We start from the raw sequence: 20,893 nt of genomic DNA, 5'->3' as shown, positions 1-20,893 counted from the left end.
GCGTGTCCGCGCAGGTGGGGCTGTCAGGCCACGGGGGAGCCGCTGTTCGCCAGGACCTCGGGGCGCAGCAGCTCGGCGAGCGTCTCGGCGGGCAACAGCCCCTTCTCCAGGACCAGTTCGGCCACCCCGCGGCCGGTGACGAGGGCCTCCTTGGCGATGTCCGTGGCGGCCGTGTAGCCGATGTGCGGGTTGAGGGCGGTGACCAGGCCGATGGAGTTCTCGACGGTCCGGCGCAGTGCCTCGGTGTTGGCGGTGATGCCGTCCACGCAGCGCTCGGCCAGGGTGAGGCAGGCGGCCCGCAGGTGGGTGACGGACTCCGACAGGGAGTGCAGGATGATCGGCTCGAAGGCGTTGAGCTGGAGCTGTCCGGCCTCGGCGGCCATGGTGATGGTGACGTCGTTGCCGATCACCTCGAAGGCGACCTGGTTGACGACCTCGGGGATCACCGGGTTGACCTTGCCGGGCATGATCGACGAACCGGCCTGCACGGGCGGCAGGTTGATCTCCCCGAGACCGGCGCGCGGTCCGGAGGACAGCAGCCGCAGGTCGTTGCAGCTCTTGCTCAGCTTGACCGCGATCCGCTTCAGCACACCGGACATCTGGACGAACGCCCCGCAGTCCTGGGTCGCCTCGACCAGGTTGGCCGCGGTGACCAGCGGGAGCCCGGTGATCTCGGCGAGGTGCCGCCGGGCCGACTCGGCGTACCCCGCGGGGGCGTTGAGTCCTGTCCCGATGGCCGTGGCGCCCAGATTGATCTCGTGGATCAACTCGACGGCCTCGTCCAGACGTGACCGGTCCTCGCCCAGCATGACGGCGTACGCGGAGAACTCCTGCCCCAGCGTCATGGGCACCGCGTCCTGCAACTGCGTACGGCCCATCTTGAGCACATCGCGGAACTCGACGGCCTTGCGGGCGAACGCGTCCTGCAGTACGGCCATCGCCCCGAGCAGTCCACGGACCGCGAAGACCGTCGCGATCTTGACGGCGGTCGGGTAGACGTCGTTGGTCGACTGCCCCAGGTTGACGTCCTCGTTGGGGTGCAGGAACGAGTACTGCCCCTTCTGGTGCCCCAGCAGCTCCAACGCCCGGTTGGCGATGACCTCGTTGGCGTTCATGTTGGTGGAGGTGCCGGCGCCGCCCTGGATCACGTCGACCACGAACTGGTCGTGCAGCTTGCCCTCCCGGATCTCCCGGCAGGCCTCGACGATCGCGGCGGCCTTCCTGGGCTCCAGCAGCCCGAGCTCCTCGTTGGCGAGCGCGGCGGCCTCCTTGACGGCGGCCAGGGCGTCGATCAGATGGGGGTAGGCGGAGATCCGGGTCCCGGTGATGGGGAAGTTCTCGGTGGCCCGCAGGGTGTGCACACCCCAGTAGGCGTCGACCGGAACATCCCGGTCGCCCAGCAGATCGTGCTCGCGGCGGCTGACGAGGGCAGTCATGAGGGAACGGTTCCTTCTTCCATGGAGGATCAGTTGAGCTTTTTTCAGGGGCGCGGGGCTGTATCGATGTGCGGCTCCGCCGCGCGGGCGCGACCAGCCCCTACGCACCCGCGGTCGCCATCCGAGGGATCTGGCTGCTTTCTAGGCGCAAGCAGACACGGCAACCGGCTCCAGGGAGCGAACGGGCCGCACACACCCGACCTCGACGCCACCACCGAGCAGCGCCTCACCCTGGAACTCCGTGAGCAGATCCGGCGAGACCCCGGCCCACGCGAGCGCGGCCGCGGCGACCGGCACCCGCGCCCGGTTCGCCCCGTCGGAGATCTTCACGGCGACCGACCGCCCGTCGGGCAGCGCGGCGACCTGAACGCCCTCGAACCCGTCCTTGGCAAGCAGTCCGGGCACGGCCTTCATCAGCCGGGCCACGTCCCGTCCCGCCCCGGACGCCATCTCGGCGTGCTCGCGCATCGCGTCGGCGACCCGGGCCTCGGGGGTTCCGGGGGCAGCCGAGGTGATGCGCGCGGCGGCGCGGGCGAGGCCGTGCAGGGAGACGGAGAACAGGGGCGCACCGCAGCCGTCGACGGTGACCCGGGCGATCCGCTGTCCGGTCAGGTCCTCGACGATCTCGGCGATCGCCTGCTGGAGCGGGTGCGCCGGGTCGAGGTAGCCCTCCAGAGGCCAGTCGTTGAGCACGCACGTGTACAGCATCGCCGCGTGCTTGCCGGAGCAGTTCTGCGCGAGCCGGGACGGCCCGCGCCCCTCCCGGATCCACTCGTCCCGCACCTGCGGGGCGTAGGGCATGTCCGGGACGTTGCGCAGGGCGTCCTCGGAGACACCCGCCAGGTCCAGGATGCGCCGGGCCCCGGCGAGGTGGCGTTCCTCGCCGGAGTGGCTGGCCGCGGTGAGCGAGAGGAGCTCACCGTCGAGCGGGAGGCCGGCCCGGACCATGGCGACGGCCTGGACCGGCTTGAGCGCGGACCGCGGATAGAACGCGGCCTCGATGTCACCGAGTTGGAAGCGGACGTCCCCGTCGGCGCCGAGGACGACGACGGAACCGTAGTGGGTGCCCTCGATCAGCCCACCGCGGATGAGGTGGGCGACCGGGGCGTGGAGGGGCTCACGGACCAGGGGTGCGGCCGCGACGGAACTGCTGTACATCACTTCCTGCTTCTCCGGGAACGCCACGCGGATCACGCGTGCGTGCCAGTGGGTTCGGGTCGGGAACGCGCGCGAGCGATCACGCGCCGGTCGATGGGTTCTGGGAGGTGCGCGAGACCCTGCCCCGGACGGCGAACCAGCCGGCGACCAGGGCGGCGACGATCAGCGGGAGGCACAGCACGGTGGTGCGGCCGGCGCCGCCGTCGGCGTACATGAGGACCAGGACGGAGGCGAGGAAGGCCAGCGTCACGAGTTCGGTCCAGGGCGATCCCGGCAGTCGGTAGCCGGGGCGGGTCAGGTCGCCCTTCTCGGTCTTCTGCCAGAAGAGCAGGTGACAGACCATGATCATGCCCCAGGTGGCGAGGATGCCGATGGCGGCGAAGTTCAGCACGATCTCGAACGCGTCGGCGGGGACCACGTAGTTGAGGCCGACACCGAGGACGCAGACGCCGCTGGTGAGCAGGATGCCGCCGTAGGGGACCTGGCTGCGGCTCATCACGCCCGTGAACTTGGGCGCCGAGCCGGACATGGCCATGGAGCGCAGGATGCGGCCGGTGGAGTACAGGCCGGAGTTGAGCGACGACATGGCCGCGGTGAGGACGACGAGGTTCATCACGCCGCCGGCCGCCGGGATGCCGATGTTGGACAGGACGGTCACGAAGGGACTCTCGCTGCCCGTGTACTTGTTCCAGGGCAGCAGCATCGACAGCAGGAGCACCGAGCCGACGTAGAAGAGACCGACCCGCCACATGATCGAGTTGATCGCCTTGGGCATGATCTTCTCGGGGTTCTCGGTCTCGCCCGCGGCGACGCCGACCAGTTCGACGGAGGCGTAGGCGAAGACGACGCCCTGGATGATCAGCAGCATGGGCAGCAGGCCGTTGGGGAAGACGCCGCCGTTGTCGGTGATCAGGGCCGGGCCGGGGTGGTGGCCGTCGATCGGGTGCTGGGTGGCCAGCAGGAAGACGCCGATCAGCAGGAACGCCACGAGCGCGCCCACCTTGATGATGGCGAACCAGAACTCCAGCTCGCCGAACATCTTCACCGAGATGAGGTTGACGGTGAGGACGACCGCGAGCGCCACGAGCGCGATCACCCACTGCGGGATGTCGGAGAACATGCCCCAGTAGTGAGTGTAGAGGGCGACGGCGGTGATGTCGGCGATGCCGGTGGTGGCCCAGTTCAGGAAGTACATCCAGCCGGCGACGTAGGCGCCCTTCTCGCCGAGGAACTCCCGGGCGTACGACACGAAGGCGCCGGAGGAGGGCCGGTACAGGACGAGTTCGCCGAGGGCGCGGACGACGAGGAAGGCGAAGACGCCGCAGACCGCGTAGGCGATGAACAGGGAGGGCCCGGCGTCGGCCAGGCGGCCGCCGGCGCCGAGGAAGAGGCCGGTGCCGATGGCGCCGCCGATGGCGATCATGTTGACGTGCCGTGACTTGAGGGACTTGCTGTACCCCTCGTCTCCGGCATCGACATGGCCGGAACGTTTCTGCACGCCGTCGTGCAGGGACTGCTCGCTCACGCCTCTGATCCGCCTTCCGTGGAACTGTCCGTGCGCGGGGAACGCACGATGTCGGTGAGGGTGGTCTCGACGCGGTCGAGATGGTGGGACATCGCCTCCACCGCGTCGTGCTCGGAACCGTCGATCAGCGCCTCGACGATCGCGCGGTGCTCGCGGTTGGACTGCTCCCGGCGGCCGCCCAGCTCGTTGAGGAAGGCCGACTGACGCGCCAGTGCGTCGCGGATCTCCTCGATGACCCGGCGGAAGACCGGGTTCTGGGCGGCCTCGGCCACCGCGAGGTGGAAGAGGGTGTCCATCGCGACCCACGCGGTGGTGTCGGTCTCCCGTTCCATCCGGTCCAGGAGGTGGGCCAGGTGGTCGAGGTTCTCGTGGGTGCGGCGCCGGGCCGCGTACCCGGCGACCGGGATCTCGACGTGGCGGCGCACCTCCAGGAGGTCGCTGGCCGCGTAGTCGCCGAAGGTGGGGTCCTCCACCGCGTTGGCCACGACGAAGGTGCCCTTGCCGGTCTTGGAGACGGTCAGCCCCATGGTCTGCAGGGCCCTGAGGGCCTCGCGCAGGACGGGCCGGCTGATCTCCAGGGTGCGGCAGAGCTCCGCCTCGGACGGGAGCTTGTCGCCGATGGCGTACTCCCCCCGCTCGATGGCGTCGCGCAGATGCGCCAGCACCGCCTCCATGGCGCTGACACGCCTCGGCGGCTGACTGGCTGTCCGGCTGTCTGACAGGTTCACGGGAGTGATACTCCGGGCGGCGGGAGGGTGCTGTCAAGGGGGCGGCGGCACGGGGTGCGCGCGATCGCGGTCCCGACGCGCCACGACACGGGGCCACCACCTGGCCGCCTCGCTCGGATGACCTGCCTCGCGGCCGCCTGCGCCGGCGCACCTCAGTGATGTAGGCCGCCTCGCGCCGTGTGGGGGCTGGAACCCGGGCTGGTCGGTGGCCTGGCTCCTCTGCGGCGGGGCCACCCCCACACAGCGGTGCCGGTGAGCTGCCTCGCGGCCCCTGCGGAGCGCGCCTTCGAGGCGGAGGCCGCCCCCCTGGCCCCCGGCGCCGACAGACCACGCGCAGGCCCTGCGGTGCGGGCCGCCCCCGCACGCCCGTGAAGGTGAGCTGTCTTGGGACCCTGCGGAGCGCGTCACCGTGGCGCAGGCCCCCCGGGCCCCGCGCCGGCGGGCCGCCTCGCAGCCCGTGCGGTGCCCACCGCGGTGAGAAACGGCTGGAACCCCGGACTGATCAGCTACGCCGCACGTCACCGGCATGGGCCGCCCCGCACACCTGTGACCGTGAGCTGCCCTGCGGCCCTGCGGAGCGCGCCTGCGTGGCGCAGGCCGCCTGGCCCCTGCGATGCCGACCGCCGACAGGCGGCTGGAACCCCGGGCTGGTCAGCTACCCCGCACTTCGCCGGCACGGGCCGCCCCACACGCCCGTGACCGTGAGCTGCCTTGCGACCCTGCGGAGCACCCTCTTTGGCGCAGGCAGCCTGGCCGCTGCGGTGGGGGCCGCATCCCGGATGGTCGGCTACCCCACCCTCTGCGGCACCGGCCGCACCTGGCCCCCGCGCCAGAGCGGGGCGCCGGAACCTTGGGGTTGGCCGGCCACCCCGCACCTCTCCGACGCGGCCGCCCCCGCACACCTCTCGTGCCGGCCAGTTGCACCCGCCCCTGCGACGGGGCCTGACACCCCGTTCGGTTCCGGTGCACCACACAGCTGAGGCGCGGGCTACCCCGCGGCGCGGGCCGCATCCTCGTGGCGTGACCCCGTGGCGCTGGACCGACTCGCGCTCCGGCGACAGGGCCCGCACTCCGTGCTGGTCAGGTGCGCCGCACTTCTACGGCTCGGGCATTCCCTCACCCTCGTGCGTGCCGACACGGGCCGATCGGACGGCCCGCACCCCTCCCCCGGCCGTCAGCTGTCGAGCGTGCCCGTGGTCAGGAGGCCGAAGAGCAGCAGGCCCACCACCAGTCGGTAGATGACGAAGGCGTTGAAGGAGTGCTTGGCCACGAACTTGAGCAGCCAGGCGATGGAGGCGTAGGCGACGACGAACGAGACGGCGGTGCCGACGGCGAGCGGGGCCGCGCCCACGCCCGCGCCCAGGGCGTCCTTGAGCTCGTAGATTCCGGCGCCGGTGAGGGCGGGGATGCCGAGGAAGAAGGAGAGGCGGGTAGCGGCCACGCGGTCGAGGTCCAGGATCAGGGCCGTGGACATGGTCGCGCCGGAGCGGGAGAAGCCCGGGAAGAGCAGCGCGAGGATCTGCGAGCTGCCGACCAGCATCGCGTCCTTGAACGAGGTGTCGTCCTCGCCGCGCTTGTGCCGGCCCATCTGATCCGCCGCCCACATCACACCGCTGCCGACGATCAGGGAGCCCGCGACCACCCACAGGGAGGCGAGCGGCCCCTCGATGAGCGGCTTGGCGGCCAGGCCCACGACGACGATCGGGACGGTCGCGGCGATCACCCACCAGGCGAACTTGTAGTCGTGGTGGTAGCGCTCCTCCTTGTTGACCAGGCCCCTGCCCCACGCGGAGACGATCCGCACGATGTCCTTGAAGAAGTACACGAGCACGGCCGCGATCGCGCCGACCTGGATGACGGCCGAGAACCCGACGACGGCGTCGTCGTCGACGGGGATGTGCATCAACCCCTCGACGATCTTCAGATGGCCGGTGGAGGAGACGGGGAGGAACTCGGTCACTCCCTCGACGGCTCCGAGGACGACGGCCTGACCGACGCTGATGACGCTCATGGGATCCAGTTCTTCTCAGGGGAAGGCAGGTGCGGAGGGCACAGTCTTACTACACGCGGACAAGGGTCCGCCCCGCGGCTCAGGCCGTCGCGCCTACGTCCACATAGCCTGCGCCAGCGCCACCCCCGCGAAGGCGGCCCCGAGCCCGGCCACCACGCTCGCGGCCACGTTGGCCACACCGTAGAGACCTGCCCCGGTCTCGGTGAGCCGGAGGGTCTCGTAGGAGAAGGTCGAGTACGTCGTCAGGGCCCCGCACAGGCCGGTGCCCAGGAGAAGCTGGAGCTGGGCCCCGGCCGCCCCCGCGGCCACCGCGCCGGTGAGCAGACCGAGGATCAGACAGCCGGTGACGTTGACCGCGAAGGTGCCCCAGGGGAACACCGAGTCGTGCCGGGACTGCACCGCGCGGTCGGTGAGATAGCGCAGCGGGGCGCCGACCATGGCCCCCAGGACGACCAGCAGCCAGTTCACAACGACTTCTTACCCTTCGTGTCCGCTATGCCCCGGTTCTCGTCGCGGCCGACGTAGCGGATGACCTCGCAGGCGTCGAGGGTCACCAGCCCCTCGGTGACGAGTTCGTCGAGCTGCGGCAGGAACTCCCGTACCCGTGTCTCGGTGTCGACGATGACGACGGCCACCGGCAGGTCCTCGCTGAGCGACAGCAGCCGGGAGGTGTGGATCAGGGAGGACGCGCCGAAGCCCTCGACGCCGCGGAAGACGCTGGCCCCGGCGAGACCGGCCGCGTGGGCGCGGTGCACGATCTCGGCGTAGAGGGGCCTGTGGTGCCAGGTGTCGTTCTCGCCGATGTAGACGGTCACGCGCAGGGCGTTGCCGGTCAGCCTCGTCATGGCTGCCCCCACTTCAGGACGCGCGTCATGGCTGCCTCCGCTTCAGCACGCGGCGGGCCGCCGTGGACGCGAGCCACACCGCCGCGAGGGCCGCGAGCAGGGTCGCGGCGAGATAGACGAGGCCCGTGGCTGGCCGGCCGTGGTCGACGAGTTTCTGGATGTCGACGGCGTAGGTCGAGAAGGTGGTGAAGCCGCCGAGGACGCCGGTGCCGAAGAAGGGGCGGACCAGGCGGTGGGCGGCCCACACGTCGGTGATGACGACCATGAACACACCGATGACGGCACAGCCGACGACGTTGGTCCAGAAGGTCGCCCAGGGGAACCCGCCGGGCGGGGTGGGCCAGTGGAGGGAGAGGGCGTACCGGGCCGTGGCGCCCAGGGCGCCGCCGAGCGCGACCACCGCGACCACGGGCGCCTGGCCCTGCCCGAGGGACCGGCGTGCGGGTCCGGCGGGGGCGCGCAGACTCTCCGGGGCTGTCATGGCCGTGTTCTCTCCTACTCGCCGGGGCCCGGACACACGGGCGCGCTCCCTCGCAAGCAGGGACCGTTGGCGGCGCCTTCGCCGCGGTTCGGGTACGGCGGGCCCCACCGCCGCGCCGCGAGGATGATCGCGACCGGGCACCAGCCTAACGCCGGGGCGCCGCCGGGGTCACTTCACGGCGGGCGGCTCGCACAGCGCGATGCCGCGCTCCCGGAGGCTGCCGAGGACCAGGTGGCCGGAGGCCTCGCAGACGCTGGTGACCATGCGGAAGCGGGACCGGTTGCGGGCGAGGTGGTGGACGACCTCGCCCGTGTCGTCGACGGCGAGGACGCCGATGCTGCCCGTGGGCCGGTAGGGGGCGCGTACGGCGACGCGGGCGGCGGCCCGGCGTACGGGCGGGGCGGCGCGGTGCAGCAGGTCGAGCGCGGGGACCCGGGGTCCGGCGAGGGAGACCCAGATCGGGCCGTCGGGTCCGCCGCGCCAGATGTTGTCGGGCATGCCGGGGAGGTTCTCGGCGAAGTGCTCGGCGCGCCCGGCCAGTGGTCCGTCGAGCCAGTAGCGGGTGAGCCGGCGGGCCCCGGTCTCGGCGACGACCAGGAAGGACTCGTCGCCGCTCGCGGCCACGCCGTTGGCGAACTGCAGCCCCTCCAGGAGGACTTCGGGGGTGTCGTCGCCGGGTGCCAGGCGCAGGAGACGGCCGGTGCCGGTGTGTTCGACGATGTCGCCGATCCACTGGTCGAGAGGGTAACGACAGCTGGAGACGGTGAAGTACACGCTGCCGTCGGACAGCGCGACCACGTTGCTGGCGAACCTCAGCCGCTCCCCCTCGACCTCGTCGGCGACCACGCGTACGGTGCCGTCGGCCAGGTCGACGCCCAGCAGTCCGCGTTCCGCGTCGCACACCAACAGGGCGTCGTCCGGGAGGAGTTCGAGGCCGAGCGGCCTGCCGCCGGTCTCGGCGAGCACCTCGACGCGGGCGGAGCGGGGGTCCGCCAGTCCGTCGATGCGCAGGATGCGACCGTCCTCCACTCCGGCGAGCACCCGGCCGCGGGCGTCGGCGACGACGTCCTCGGGACCGTGGCCGCCGATCGCGACGTAATGGCGGGGAATCAGTGCGGTGGGACGGTCCATCGAGTGTCTGCCCTTCCGGTGCGGGTCACTACCAGCCCTTCTCGAACATGCGCGCCACCTCGGCGATGCGCATCTCGTCGCGACGGTAGTACGTACGCCACCGGATTCTCCTGGTGCGCAGCAGGCCGATGTCCACGAGGAGGCCGAGATGGGTCTGCGCGACCGAGCGGGGCACGCCGAGCTTGCCCGCGATCGCGGCGGCGGTGACACCGTCCCGGGCGAGGTCCCCGTGCCGGCGCGACGGGAAGTGCGCGGCCGGGTCCTTGAGCCACTCCAGGATGTCCAGGCGCCTCTGGTCGGCCGGAGTCCTCAGCATCTCGTCCCCTCCGCCCCTCCTTCTGCGTCTGTCCACTGTCCCGCAGCCGAAGGCGCCTTGTCCCGGGGTCACGGAGCTTGTCCGAGATCGAGCTCCTCGGTGGCGGAGAGCTGGTCCGCGACACGGCGGTGGGCAGGGGAAGTGCGGTCCGCGCAAAGGGAGTTGGGGCCCCCTCCGCCCGCGGCTCGTGGTCTCGCGGGCGGAGGGGAGTCGGTTCAGCCGTCGAGTCGTACGACCCGGACGGCACCGGCCGGGACGGCGAGTCGTCCGGCGGCACGTTCGCCGGTCAGCAGTTCGGTCCCCGCCGCATCCAGGGGCACCTTGGCCTCCGACGCGGTGTGGTTGACCACGAAGACGTAGGAACCGGACTCTCCGTTGCGTCGGACCACTTCGACGTCGTGGGGCAGGTCGGCGCGCGCGGGGAGCCGGGCGTCCTCGGCCGCCCAGCCGAGCAGCGCGTCGAGGCCCTGGGCGGCCAGGCGCGTGGAGACGTACCAGGCGGTGCCCTCGCCGTGCCGGTTGCGCGTGACGGCCGGGTGACCGGCGGCCAGACCGTCGGCGTACGTCCACACGGTCTCGGCAGTGCCCGGCACCACGAACTCGGTCCACACGTCGCCGGTGAGTTCGGAGCCGTCGGGGCCGGTGATACGGACCGACTCGCCCGGCAGCAGCGGCGAGAACTCCTCCACGGTCAGACCGAGGACGTCCCTGAGCGCTCCCGGGTACGCGCCCTCGTGGACGGCGTCGTGTTCGTCGACGATGCCCGAGAAGTACGACACGACGAGGGTGCCGCCCTGCTCGACGTACTCCTTGAGGTTGGCGCCCGCGGCCCCCGTCATCAGGTACAGGGCGGGCACGACGACAAGGGGATAAGCCGACAAGTCGGCTTCCGGGTGGGCGAAGTCGACCGTGAGATGGCGGTCGTAGAGGGCCTCGTAGAAGGCGTCGGCGCGCTCGCGGGCGTCGTGGTCCTCACTGGGGCGCCAGTCGAGGTTCTGCGCCCACCAGGAGTGCCAGTCCCACAGGACCGCCACGTCCGCCTGGGTGCGGGTGCCGCGGATCGTGCGCAACGAGTCGAGGCAGGCGCCCAGTTCGACGACCTCGCGCCACACGCGTGTGTCGGTGCCGCCGTGCGGGACCATCGCCGAGTGGAACTTCTCGGCGCCGCGCCGGGACTGGCGCCACTGGAAGAACATGGCGCCCTCGGAGCCGCGCGCCACGTGCGCCAGGGAGTTGCGGGCCATCTGGCCAGGGGCCTTGGCGGGGTTGCGGGGCTGCCAGTTGACGCCCGAGGTCGAGTGCTCCAGCAGGATCCAGGGGGCGCCGCCCGCGACCGAGCGGGTCAGGTCGGCGGCCATCGCGAGGTTGATGTGGGTGCGGCGGCCGTCGGTGATGAGGTAGTGGTCGTTGGTGACGATGTCGACCTCGCGGCCCCAGGCCCAGTAGTCGACGGAGTCGCACTGGCTGAGCGCGGTCATGAAGTTGGTGGTGACGGGGACGCCCGGGGAGAGCCGGTGCAGGATGTCCCGCTCGGCCACGAAGTTCTCGCGCATCGTGGCGTCGGCGAACCGCTTGTAGTCCAGCGCCTGGCCGGGGTTGCCGACGGTGGCCGCGGTGCGTGGCGGGTCGATCTGCTCCAGGCTCGTGTAGTGCTGGCCCCAGAAGGCGGTGCCCCAGGCCTCGTTGACGCCGTCGACATCGCCGTACGCCGTCCGCAGCCAGCGGCGGAAGTGGGCGGCGCAGGAGTCGCAGTAGCAGGCGGAGACGGGGACGCCGTACTCGTTGTGCACGTGCCACATCGCGAGGGCCGGGTGGTCGGCGTAGTGCTCGGCGAGCCGGGTGGTGATGTTCGCGGCGGCCGCCCGGTAGGCGCTGTTGCTGTGACAGATGGCGCCGCGGGAGCCGAACGCGAGCCGGGTACCGTCGGCTGTCGTGGGCAGGGCGTCGGGGTGGGCGCGGTAGAACCAGGCGGGTGGGACGACCGTGGGCGTGCCGAGGTCGACGCGGATGCCGTTCTCGTGCAGCAGGCCGAGGATGCGGTCCAGCCAGCCGAAGTCGTACACGCCCGGTTCCGGCTCCAGGAGCGCCCAGGAGAAGATCCCCACGCTGACCATGGTGACCCCGGCCTCGCGCATCAGCCGGACGTCCTCGTCCCAGACGCTCTCGGGCCACTGCTCCGGGTTGTAGTCCCCGCCGAAGGCAAGCCTGGTGAGGCCCCTGGGGGTGGTCTCCGGCATGGGTCTCTCCCGTTTCGATGGATTGGGAACGTGCACACACTGCTCCAGCAGTACACGGCCCAAGATAACCGCACAGAGGTAACCCTTGCCAAGTGCCTGACCTGACACTTTTCTGTGCACGATCCCAGAACCGTCCCAGCCCCTGCTCGCCGTCCCGCGGTACGAGCGCCCTTTCCCGGCGCCCAGGGGCCTTAGAGTCTTGACCATGAACAATGCGGGGGCCCGGCGCAGACCGCCGACGATCCACGACGTGGCCCGCGAGGCCGGGGTCTCGCGGGGCACCGTCTCGCGGGTGCTCAACGGCGGACACTACGTCAGCCCTCCCTCCCTGGAGGCGGTCAACGCCGCCATCCGCAAGACGGGCTACGTCGTCAACCGGCACGCCCGCTCCCTGATCACCGGCCGCTCCGACTCGGTCGGCTTCCTGCTCACGGAGCCCCAGGAGCGGTTCTTCGAGGACCCCAACTTCAACGTGCTGCTGCGCGGCTGCACCCAGGCACTGGCCGCGCACGACATCCCGCTGCTGCTGATGCTGGCCGGGACCGAGGACGAACGGCGCCGGATCAAGCGGTTCATCACGGCGGGCCACCTCGACGGCGTCCTGCTGGTGACCAGCCACTCCGCCGACCCGGTGGCCGAGGAACTGCACAAGGCGGGCGTGCCCGTCGTGCAGTGCGGCAAGCCCATGAGGTCCGGCTCGAAGGTGAGTTACGTGGCCGCGGACGACCGCGACGGCGCCCGTGACATGGTCCGCCATCTGCTCTCGCTCGGCCGCCGCCGGATCGGCATCGTGACCGGCCCGCTGGACTCGCCCGGCGGCGTCGACCGTCTCGCCGGCTATCGGGAGGTGCTGACGGAGGCGGGCCTCGCGGTCGACGAGCGGCTCGTCGTCTCCGGCGACTACAGCCGGGCCGCCGGAGAGGCGGGCACCGAACGGCTGCTGACCCAGGCACCCGACCTTGACGCCGTGTTCGTCGCCTCCGACCTCATGGCGCTCGGCGCCCTGACGGCACTGCGCCGGGCGGGCCGCCGGATCCCCGAGGACGTGGCCGTCGGCGGCTTCGACGACTCCATCGCGGCGACGGAGGCCACGCCCACCCTGACCACGATCCGCCAGCCGTACGACCGCATCAGCGCCGAGATGGTCCGGCTGCTGCTGGCCCAGCTGGGCGGCGAGGATCCGGCGGCGGTGATCCTCCCCACGGAGCTGGTGCGACGCGAGTCGACCTGAGCGGGGTCTCGGGGTACTGCCTCGTACGGACCTCGACCACAACGCGCCGGCTTACGCACCCCGGAGTCGGCTCCGCCTCGTGTACGCCGTCGCCATCACCCGCTCGCCGGAGTCTGCGTACATGGCCTTGGCTCCGGTCGCGGGCGTGATGCCGGGCCACGAGGGGACGCCGGCATGTGGGCCACCTCTGACCGATCAGGATCGGAGAAGCGCGACTCCCCTCCCCCGGCCTAGCGTGAAACCACCGACACGGACCGTCGGGGACACCACGCGAAGGAGCACACCATGACTGCCGGCCTCAAGACGATCATCTACCCCGTGAAGGACCTGGCCGCGGCGAAGGACCTGTTCAGCGCGCTGCTGGGGGTGGAGCCGTACGCGGACGAGCCGTACTACGTCGGCTTCAAGGACGCGGGACAGGACGTCGGCCTCGACCCGAACGGGCACGCCAGGGGTATGACCGGCCCCGTGCCCTACTGGCACGTCGACGACATCCGCGCCACGCTCGCGGCACTGGTGGCGGCGGGCGCGGAGACACTGCAGGACGTCCAGGACGTCGGCGGCGGCAAGCTGATCGCCTTCGTCAAGGACGCGGACGGCAACCTGGTGGGGATCACGCAGGATCCGCAGGCCTGACGCTTGCTTGCATACGCACTAGTTGCACAGGCAACAAAGGCCGGATCGGTGTTACCGTGCATGTATGGCGGTGAACACGGTCGCGACCGGCCTTGAGGAGCGGTGGCGGGACATCCTGTCGGTGCACGCGCGAACGATGTGCGAGATCGACCGCGTGCTGCACCCGCACGGGCTGGGTGCGAGCGATTTCGAGGTGCTCGACATCCTCGCCACCGAGTCGCCCCGCGAGGGCGACCAGTGCCGGGTGCAGAACCTCGTCGGCCGGGTGCATCTGAGCCAGAGCGCGTTGTCCCGCCTGATCGGCCGCCTGGAGAAGGACGGCCTCGTGGAGCGGTCCATGTGCGTGGAGGACCGGCGGGGCGTCTGGGTGTCCCTCACCCGCAAGGGCCGCGACCTGCACTCCGCGGTGCTGCCTCTCCAGCGCGAGGTGCTGGCGAAGATGCTCGACGACTAGGGACTGCTGACCGCGGCCGGGCCGCGAGCCTCTCCGCCCCTTCCGGCCACCGACGTCCACGACCTCAGCTTGCGCCGCCGGGTTCCCCTTCCGCCCGTCCGGACGACGGGATCGCGCCGGACACGGCGGAAGGCCTGCGGCCGGCTCGTCACCGCCTCGTCCGGTCCCGGAACGGCGCTGTGAAATCCGCGTCGTCCTCGGCCGGGTATGAGGAGCCGTCCGCGGGTCATGCTGAACAGCAGACGCCGAGCGGGGAAGGGGCTGACGCGCCTTGGCCGGGGAAGCGGAGCGGGCCGCCGAGTTCAGCAGTTACGCGACGACCTCGGTGGAGGAGGCGCACGACGCGATCGCGGCCCACTACTACGATCTGCGACTCGAAGTCACCGGCCGGAGCGCGCAGTTCGCGACCAGTCTCAGCGTCGTCGACCTGGGCGCGCTCGTCGTGGGCGACATCCGCTTCGGCACCGAGATGCGGATGAGCTTCGGCGAGCCGGGCGTGTACCACGTGGCCGTGCCGTTCGGTGGCCGCTTCAGCGTCCAGGAGGGGCACAGGGACGTGCAGTTGGCGACCGAGCGGCGGGCGGTGGTGTTCGATCCGGCCCGGGACATCCACATCGACGCCTGGTCCGCCGACTGCCGGGCACTGACCGTGAAGATCGACAAGGCGGCGGTGCTCCGGCAGCTGGAGGTGCTGCTCGGCCGGTCGGTGCGTCAACCCCCGCGCTTCGAGCCGTACATGGACGTCTCGCGGGGACCGGGCCTGAGCTGGATGCGCCTCGCGTTGTGGAACCTGCTGGAGCGGGACGTCCCGCTCGGTCTGCTGAGCCGGCCGATGATCCGCGGCCGGCTCGAACAGACCCTCCTGGAGGGGATGTTGCTGGCCACCGACCACACCTTCCGCGCGGCGCTGGAGGCTCCTCCCCCGCCGATGCGCCCGGTGTCGGTGAAGCGGGTCATGGACGCCGTACAGGAACTGCCCGCCGAGCCGTACGACGCGAACCGGCTCGCGGCCATCGGCCAGGTCAGTCTGCGCACTCTGCAGGAAGCTTTCCGCAGGGATGTCGGCATGTCGCCCATGGCGTACGTCCAGGAGGTGCGGCTCCAGCGCGTCCACCGGCAGCTGCGGGCGGCGGCGCCGGGGACGACGACCGTGACGGACGTGGCCCACACGTGGGGGTTCGTCCATCTGGGCCGGTTCGCGCGACGGTACCGGGAGCGCTTCGGGGAGTCCCCCTCGCAGACACTGCGCGCCGGGTGAGCCGTCCCGCCCACCCATCCGCCGCGCTTTGCGGACATCCGCCACGCATTCCGGAGCGACGGGCTGCCGGAACGGTCCTATGGTCGGGTCACGGCGATCGCAGAGCGCGCCGGGGATGAGCAGGGTCGGCGCCGCTCATCCCTGTTTCGCATGCGAGAACCAGGGTGCGGCAGCGGGAGCAGGTCGTGCCCCTCTGCGGGCCCGGCCGCTCCCCCTCCGTCGCACGTGGTGGCCGGGCCCCACCGTGTGAGGCCGGCACGCGGTCAGCCCTGCGGCCGCGCCAGCAGCGTGCGCACGCCCTCGGACGTGAGCGTCAGCGGGTGCGTGGAGCTGGCGTCGATCGAGAGCGAGAGATCACCGTCCGGCCACTGCGCGGCGAGCGCGCCCAGCGGCACCAGACGGTAGCGGGAGACGAACGGAAGCAGTTCGGCCATCTCCGTCTCCGAGGTGAACACGGGCACCACGGGTGCACCGTCCTGCTGCTCCAGTACCGGCAGCGCCACGGTCGTGTCCTCGTCCGCGGCGTCGTCGGGCACCGGAATGAGCACGTCACTGGTGGCGAGCGTGTCCAGCGCCGTCGTGTCCTCGGTGTTCTGCGTCAGCGCGTCCAGCGCCCGCTGAGCCGGTGTGGTGCTGTGGTCATTGGCGGGTGTGTCCATGGCAGATCCCCTGGTAGCGGCGGTCTTGCGGCCCCGCCCCGGGCATGATCGCCCAGGGCGCGGTGCTGCTCGCGTACCCGAGCGTGCCGAGAGCATGCGCCGGGACGTCAGGGAATCAGCGCGATGTGCTCCGAGGGCAGACCGAGGGTGTCGCATCCGACCCGCCGCAGCAACGGCTCGTACCTGCCGGGTCCCACATGGGTCCAGTACGTGGCTGCATCCCGGAAGTAGCGCTGCATCCGTTCGCCGTCGCGCGCGTGGCGGGAGCCGACCGTGCGGAACAGGATGCCCTAGGGTGCCTCGCTCACGTTGCGGCGGCAGGCTTCCGTCCAGTCGGCGGCGGCGTACGCGATGCCGATCATGACGGCGGCCGGCTCGCCGTGGAAGAAGCTGGGCGCGGGGCCCGCGTACATGGGGTTGCCGTGCGGCTTGGGATCCGGTGCCGCGCCAGTCGTCGAGGACCGTCCACACCGAACGCGGGGCGACGAACAGGACGGGCGGGACGGGCGGGTCGCCCGCGCGCAGGGTCTGGCCGACGTAGTGGGTGGAGCAGGGGGCGCCCGAGGAGTACGGCCAGGTGCCGTCGAGGACGACGTGGTCGGGGCTGTCGGGCCGACGTGTGGAGGCCGGCCTTCAGGAAGTCGTCGTGAGTGTCCTCGGGACAGTGCGTGAGCCGCTCGGTCTCCGCCCGGCGTGCCAGCAGCGCCGGCCCGGGGGCCGCGGTGCGTTCGATGATCTCCCGCCCGACCGGATATCGCCAAGTGCGGTCAGGCGCAGAGCAGTTCGTCCACGGTGACGACCCGGATCAGTGGCCCGTACAGCTCCATCACGTCCAGCGCCTTGGTGTGCGCGGTGTCGTCGGCCCCGGCGCAGGCGTCGGACACCACCAGGGTCTCGATGCCCGCGTCGGCGGCGGCGAGGGCGGTGGACAGGACACAGCAGTCGGTACTGACACCGGCCAGGACCAGACGGCCCTCGGGGCCTACACGGGCGGCCAGTTCGGGGGTCCACTTGCCGAAGGTGGTCGCGTTGACGACGTGACCTGCCCGGTCGGCGAACTCGTCGGTGAGGTGCCACAGCGGGGCTTTTGGCGGCTGGAGGGCGAAGGGCCACCGCGCGTAGTAGGCCCGCCAGGCGCCGGTGGGTTCGGCCGGGGCGACGAAGCGGGTGAACGTGACCCGTTCGGTGAAGGCCGGCAGCAGTCGTCGTACGCCTGCCGCCGCCTCGGCGTACCGAGGCGCGGCCCAGGGGCTGTCGGGCTCGGCGAAGACGCGCTGCATGTCGATGACGGCGAGCCATCCTGTCGTCATACGGCGCCCTCCTGCGCGCGGACCCGTCCGCGGCCGAGGGCCAGGGTGCCGAGGAAACCGACCGCCAGCGCGGCCAGCACGCCGAGGTTGGCGTACGCCCAGGCACCGGACGTACCGCCGAGGCCGAGCGGGCCGAGGAGGTAGCCCTGCCAGTCCAGCCAGCTCGCGGCCGAGTTGGTGACGAGGCCCCAGCCGAGGCCGGTGGCGAGGAGCGTGAGGATCAGCGGGGTGGGCGGTACGTCGCCGTAGCGGCCGCTCGGACGGTAGAGGTCCGTCTCGTCGTAGTCGCGGCGGCGCAGGGAGAGGTCGGCGAGCAGGATGCCGCACCAGGCGGCGATGGGGACGCCGAGGGTGGTGAGGAAGCCCATGAACTGGCCCAGGAAGTCGTCGGCGAGGAACACGATGTAGATCGAGCCCGCGATCATCAGGACGCCGTCGACGAGGGCCGCCAGCGGGCGCGGGATCCTCAGGCCCGCCGAGAGCAGGGCGAGGCCGGAGGAGTAGATGTCGAGGACCGCGCCGCCGACCAGGCCGAGGACCGCGACGACGGCGAAGGGCACCAGGAACCAGGTGGGCAGAAGGGTGGTGAGCGCGCCGATCGGATCCGCGGCCACGGCGTCGTCGAGCTTGGTCGACGACCCGGCCAGCAGCAGTCCGAAGACCAGGAGGAGCAGCGGGGCCACGGAGGCGCCGAAGGTGGTCCAGCCGACCACGCCCCGGCTCGACGAACTCCGGGGCAGATAGCGGGAGTAGTCGGCGGCGGCGTTGACCCAGCCGAGGCCGAAGCCGGTCATCATGAAGACCAGCGCGCCGATGAACTCCTGGGCGGAGCCCGCAGGGAGGGCGCTGACGGTGCTCCAGTGGATGTGGTCGGCGACGAGAGCGACGTACACGACGGTCAGTACGCCCGTCACCACGGTGATCACGGTCTGCAGCCGCATGATCAGGTCGAAGCCCATCACCCCACCGACGACGGTGAGTCCCCCGACGACGACCAGCGCGATCACCTGGGTCCCGGTGCCGCCGCCCCAGCCGAGCCGTCCGAAGACGGTCGCCGTGGCCAGGGTGGCGAGGGCGCACAGCACGGTCTCCCAGCCGACGGTGAGCACCCAGGAGACGACCGACGGGAGACGGTTGCCGCGCACTCCGTAGGGGGCGCGGCTGAGCACCATCGTCGGTGCGGAACCCCGCTTTCCGGCGACCGCGACGAACCCGCACAGCAGGAACGAGAAGACGATCCCGATCACGCCGGCCACCAGGGCCTGCCGGAAGGAGATCCCGAAGCCGAGCACGAAGGCGCCGTAACTCAGCCCGAGGACACTGACGTTGGCCCCGAACCACGGCCAGAACAGCGTCCTCGGGGTGCCCTTGCGTTCGGAGTCGCCGATCACGTCCAGGCCGTGCGTCTCCACCTGGAGTTGCCGGGCTGTGTATCTCTCGGTGGTGGATCCGCCGACGGTGGACACGGCGTCGGAGGATCTGTCGTCGGGGGATCCCGAGGAGTCTGTCATCGTCGACCTGCCTGTTCAGATGTGTTGGGGCGACGGTAGGCAGACGCCACGGGGGCGTCAATCGCGCGGGGACCTCAAGGGCGGTCAGGAACCCGCGGGTTCAGCGGTGCTTGATGCCCTCCTGGGCGGCGGGGGCGAGGGTGGGTTCGGTGACCGGGACGTCGCCGAGGGCCTGGTCGACGGCGGTGAGGAGGTCCTCGGAGAGTTCCACGCCGGAGGCGGCGGCGTTGGCGTGGACCTGCTCGGGCCGCGAGGCGCCGGTGATGGCGGAGGCGACCTCGGTGCGGCGCAGGACCCAGGCGAGCGCCAGGGTGGGCATGCTCATCCCCGCCCCCTCGGCGATCGGCACGAGCCGCTGGACCGCCTCCAGGATGGCGTCGCTGTAGACGAGGTCCTGGGAGACCGCCATGTCCGCGGACGCGAACCGGCTGCCCTCCGGTACGGGCTGCCCCGGCTTGTACTTACCGGTCAGGACGCCCTGGGCGAGCGGTGACCAGACGATCTGGGAGATGCCGTTCGCGGCGCACAGACCGAAGACCTCGGCCTCGGGGGCCTGCCACAGCATGGAGTACTGCGGCTGGGAGGAGACGAACAGATCCGGACCGGCGAGGTCGATCGCCGTCCGGATCTGCTCCGGGGTCCACTCGCTGAAGCCGATGTAGCGGGCCTTGCCTTGCTCGACGACCTTCTGGAACGCCTCGACGGTGTCCTCGATCGGCACCCTGGAGTCGAACCGGTGCGCCTGGTACAGGTCGACGTGGTCGGTCTGCAGGCGGGTGAGAGAGGCGTCGATCTGCTGGGCGATGTGGGCGGGCGACAGTCCCCGGTCCGCCGGGTCGTCCGACATCGGGAAGTAGACCTTGGTGGCCAGGAGGTAGGAGTCGCGGGGGTGGGCGGACAGGATCTCGCCCCAGGCCGTCTCTGCGGCCCCCTGACCGTAGGCGTTGGCGGTGTCGAAGAAGTTGATGCCGGCGTCGAAGGCCGCCTCCGTGCAGGCGCGGGTCGCGTCCGCCTCGACGCCCCCGGAGTAGGTGAGCCAGGATCCGAGCGAGATCTCCGAGACGTTCAGGTCCGAGCTGCCGAGTGTGCGGTACCGCATGGTTGTCGCTCCTTGTTCCGGTGCCGGCCGCCGACTCAGTGGCAGGGTCGGCGAGGCTGCTGTCCCTGCTGCTGTCCACCCCACTGCTGACCATGCCACGCTCTCGGCGACACGGTCGGCGCGGTCACTCGGCGTCGAGCTGGTGATCGGCCCACACATAGGTCTCGGGCAGCAGGTCGGTGATGCGCACGGTCCGGGTGCGGGCGTCCGTCCCGACGATGACCTTGAGGTCGGGGAAGTAGTCGAGCAGGACCTGGCGGCAGCGGCCGCACGGGGGAACGACACCGCGGTCGCGGTCACCCACGGCGACGATCGTGTCCAGCTCGTAGGCGCCCTGGGCGGCCGCCGCACCGATGAGGACCAGTTCGGCGCAGGGGCCTCCCGTGAAGTGGTAGGCGTTCACGGCGGTGACGATCCGGCCGTCCCGGGCACGGGCCGCGGCCGCCATGGTGTGGTTGTCACCCCGGCAACGCGTGCGGGCGACATCCGCCGCGGCCTGGACGAGTTCGTGGTCGACGGGGTGGGTCTGCGTGGTCACTTCTCTGCCTTCGTCGTCGGTCAGGCGAGGTTGGCCCGTGTGACGGGCGCATGCAAGCGAATATCCGGGGCGGCCGGTTCCGGGTCCTCGCGGCAGCGGATCATGATGCTCCCGGCCGGCGTCGGAGCCGTACCGGAGCCTCGTGCGGCCGCCACCGAATCCGCGCCGCCGTACGGTGCCGGTCCGCTGCGCCGGCCGGGTGGCGGCCACGGACCGGCGGGCCGACGTCGTGAACACCCTCACACGCCGCCCGCGATCACCACGCCCTACTCTTCCTCTGTTCGAAAATCCTACGGACCGAAACGCATACGGACACCGGGTCAAGGCGG

General features: G+C 71.3%; 22 protein-coding genes. 4 read left to right on the top strand and 18 right to left on the bottom strand.

Translation table 11 applies throughout. The features are described from left to right. Window positions 1–23 precede the first annotated feature (23 nt). The 11 genes from aspA to AQI94_RS19315 form a co-directional block, all read right to left on the bottom strand. Window positions 24–1,436 (bottom strand): aspartate ammonia-lyase, encoded by a 1,413-nt coding sequence (gene aspA, locus AQI94_RS19365; RefSeq protein ID WP_031060235.1) that lies wholly within the window; start codon window positions 1,434–1,436, stop codon window positions 24–26. A gap of 141 nt (window positions 1,437–1,577) precedes the next feature. Continuing rightward, entirely contained in the window at window positions 1,578–2,594 is a 1,017-nt protein-coding gene (locus tag AQI94_RS19360) for an asparaginase (RefSeq protein WP_031060238.1), read from the bottom strand. A 79-nt stretch (window positions 2,595–2,673) separates the two neighbouring features. Next, window positions 2,674–4,119, bottom strand: coding sequence for an amino acid permease (locus tag AQI94_RS19355; RefSeq protein WP_031060241.1), 1,446 nt, complete (start codon window positions 4,117–4,119; stop codon window positions 2,674–2,676). Beyond that, window positions 4,116–4,847, bottom strand: coding sequence for a FadR/GntR family transcriptional regulator (locus AQI94_RS19350; RefSeq protein ID WP_078902994.1), 732 nt, complete (start codon window positions 4,845–4,847; stop codon window positions 4,116–4,118). Before AQI94_RS19350 ends, AQI94_RS19355 begins: the two co-directional genes overlap by 4 nt. Before the next feature lie 1,174 nt (window positions 4,848–6,021). Beyond that, a complete protein-coding gene (locus tag AQI94_RS19345; RefSeq protein WP_031060247.1) occupies window positions 6,022–6,858 on the bottom strand; it encodes an undecaprenyl-diphosphate phosphatase in 837 nt (278 codons plus the stop codon). A 93-nt stretch (window positions 6,859–6,951) separates the two neighbouring features. Further along, complete coding sequence (gene crcB, locus AQI94_RS19340; protein WP_062229837.1) at window positions 6,952–7,326, bottom strand: fluoride efflux transporter CrcB; 375 nt, start codon at window positions 7,324–7,326, stop codon at window positions 6,952–6,954. Further along, window positions 7,323–7,703, bottom strand: a complete 381-nt coding sequence (locus AQI94_RS19335) for a DUF190 domain-containing protein (RefSeq protein WP_031060255.1) — start codon at window positions 7,701–7,703, stop codon at window positions 7,323–7,325. Before AQI94_RS19335 ends, crcB (AQI94_RS19340) begins: the two co-directional genes overlap by 4 nt. A 25-nt stretch (window positions 7,704–7,728) precedes the next feature. Beyond that, window positions 7,729–8,184 (bottom strand): fluoride efflux transporter CrcB, encoded by a 456-nt coding sequence (gene crcB / locus AQI94_RS19330; protein ID WP_031060258.1) that lies wholly within the window; start codon window positions 8,182–8,184, stop codon window positions 7,729–7,731. Window positions 8,185–8,352: 168 nt separating this feature from the next. Further along, window positions 8,353–9,315: an SMP-30/gluconolactonase/LRE family protein gene (locus AQI94_RS19325; protein WP_031060261.1), complete on the bottom strand. Its 963-nt coding sequence runs from the start codon at window positions 9,313–9,315 to the stop codon at window positions 8,353–8,355. Between the two features lie 28 nt (window positions 9,316–9,343). Further along, the gene (locus AQI94_RS19320; protein WP_031060264.1) at window positions 9,344–9,631 is read right to left on the bottom strand and encodes an ArsR/SmtB family transcription factor; all 288 of its coding nucleotides are present in this window, start codon (window positions 9,629–9,631) and stop codon (window positions 9,344–9,346) included. Window positions 9,632–9,846: 215 nt separating this feature from the next. Further along, window positions 9,847–11,868: a beta-galactosidase gene (locus AQI94_RS19315; RefSeq protein ID WP_031060267.1), complete on the bottom strand. Its 2,022-nt coding sequence runs from the start codon at window positions 11,866–11,868 to the stop codon at window positions 9,847–9,849. A 199-nt stretch (window positions 11,869–12,067) separates the two neighbouring features. On the opposite strand from AQI94_RS19315, the gene AQI94_RS19310 reads away from it, so the two are divergent. From AQI94_RS19310 to AQI94_RS19295, 4 genes are all read left to right on the top strand, one after another. After that, window positions 12,068–13,099 carry a LacI family DNA-binding transcriptional regulator gene (locus AQI94_RS19310; protein ID WP_031060270.1) on the top strand — a complete coding sequence of 344 codons (1,032 nt, stop codon included), beginning with the start codon at window positions 12,068–12,070 and terminating at the stop codon, window positions 13,097–13,099. Between the two features lie 285 nt (window positions 13,100–13,384). Continuing rightward, window positions 13,385–13,735 carry a VOC family protein gene (locus AQI94_RS19305; protein WP_031060273.1) on the top strand — a complete coding sequence of 117 codons (351 nt, stop codon included), beginning with the start codon at window positions 13,385–13,387 and terminating at the stop codon, window positions 13,733–13,735. A 64-nt stretch (window positions 13,736–13,799) separates the two neighbouring features. Further along, window positions 13,800–14,189 (top strand): MarR family winged helix-turn-helix transcriptional regulator, encoded by a 390-nt coding sequence (locus tag AQI94_RS19300; protein ID WP_031060275.1) that lies wholly within the window; start codon window positions 13,800–13,802, stop codon window positions 14,187–14,189. A 271-nt stretch (window positions 14,190–14,460) separates the two neighbouring features. Continuing rightward, window positions 14,461–15,447 (top strand): AraC family transcriptional regulator, encoded by a 987-nt coding sequence (locus tag AQI94_RS19295; protein ID WP_031060278.1) that lies wholly within the window; start codon window positions 14,461–14,463, stop codon window positions 15,445–15,447. A gap of 263 nt (window positions 15,448–15,710) precedes the next feature. Here the strand turns inward: AQI94_RS19295 and AQI94_RS19290 are convergent, their stop codons facing one another. From AQI94_RS19290 to AQI94_RS19270, 7 genes are all read right to left on the bottom strand, one after another. Next, window positions 15,711–16,106: an SseB family protein gene (locus tag AQI94_RS19290; protein WP_031060280.1), complete on the bottom strand. Its 396-nt coding sequence runs from the start codon at window positions 16,104–16,106 to the stop codon at window positions 15,711–15,713. Window positions 16,107–16,213: 107 nt separating this feature from the next. Beyond that, entirely contained in the window at window positions 16,214–16,345 is a 132-nt protein-coding gene (locus AQI94_RS46245; RefSeq protein ID WP_263973306.1) for a hypothetical protein, read from the bottom strand. A gap of 51 nt (window positions 16,346–16,396) precedes the next feature. Then, window positions 16,397–16,519: a hypothetical protein gene (locus AQI94_RS46240; protein WP_263973305.1), complete on the bottom strand. Its 123-nt coding sequence runs from the start codon at window positions 16,517–16,519 to the stop codon at window positions 16,397–16,399. Between the two features lie 354 nt (window positions 16,520–16,873). Further along, entirely contained in the window at window positions 16,874–17,416 is a 543-nt protein-coding gene (locus AQI94_RS19285) for a cysteine hydrolase family protein (protein ID WP_031060283.1), read from the bottom strand. Next, entirely contained in the window at window positions 17,413–18,927 is a 1,515-nt protein-coding gene (locus AQI94_RS19280) for a purine-cytosine permease family protein (protein ID WP_031060287.1), read from the bottom strand. The genes AQI94_RS19285 and AQI94_RS19280 overlap by 4 nt, the downstream gene beginning before the upstream one ends. Before the next feature lie 100 nt (window positions 18,928–19,027). Then, entirely contained in the window at window positions 19,028–20,026 is a 999-nt protein-coding gene (locus tag AQI94_RS19275) for an aldo/keto reductase family protein (protein ID WP_031060291.1), read from the bottom strand. Between the two features lie 124 nt (window positions 20,027–20,150). Beyond that, complete coding sequence (locus AQI94_RS19270; protein WP_031060294.1) at window positions 20,151–20,564, bottom strand: cytidine deaminase family protein; 414 nt, start codon at window positions 20,562–20,564, stop codon at window positions 20,151–20,153. Between the last annotated feature and the right edge of the window lie 329 nt (window positions 20,565–20,893).

It is taken from the genome of Streptomyces pseudovenezuelae (assembly GCF_001513955.1).
Taxonomy (GTDB): Bacteria; Actinomycetota; Actinomycetes; order Streptomycetales; family Streptomycetaceae; genus Streptomyces; species Streptomyces pseudovenezuelae.
The sequence above is the reverse complement of the archived record's forward strand: the minus strand, read 5'-3'. Positions and strand labels throughout refer to the sequence as shown.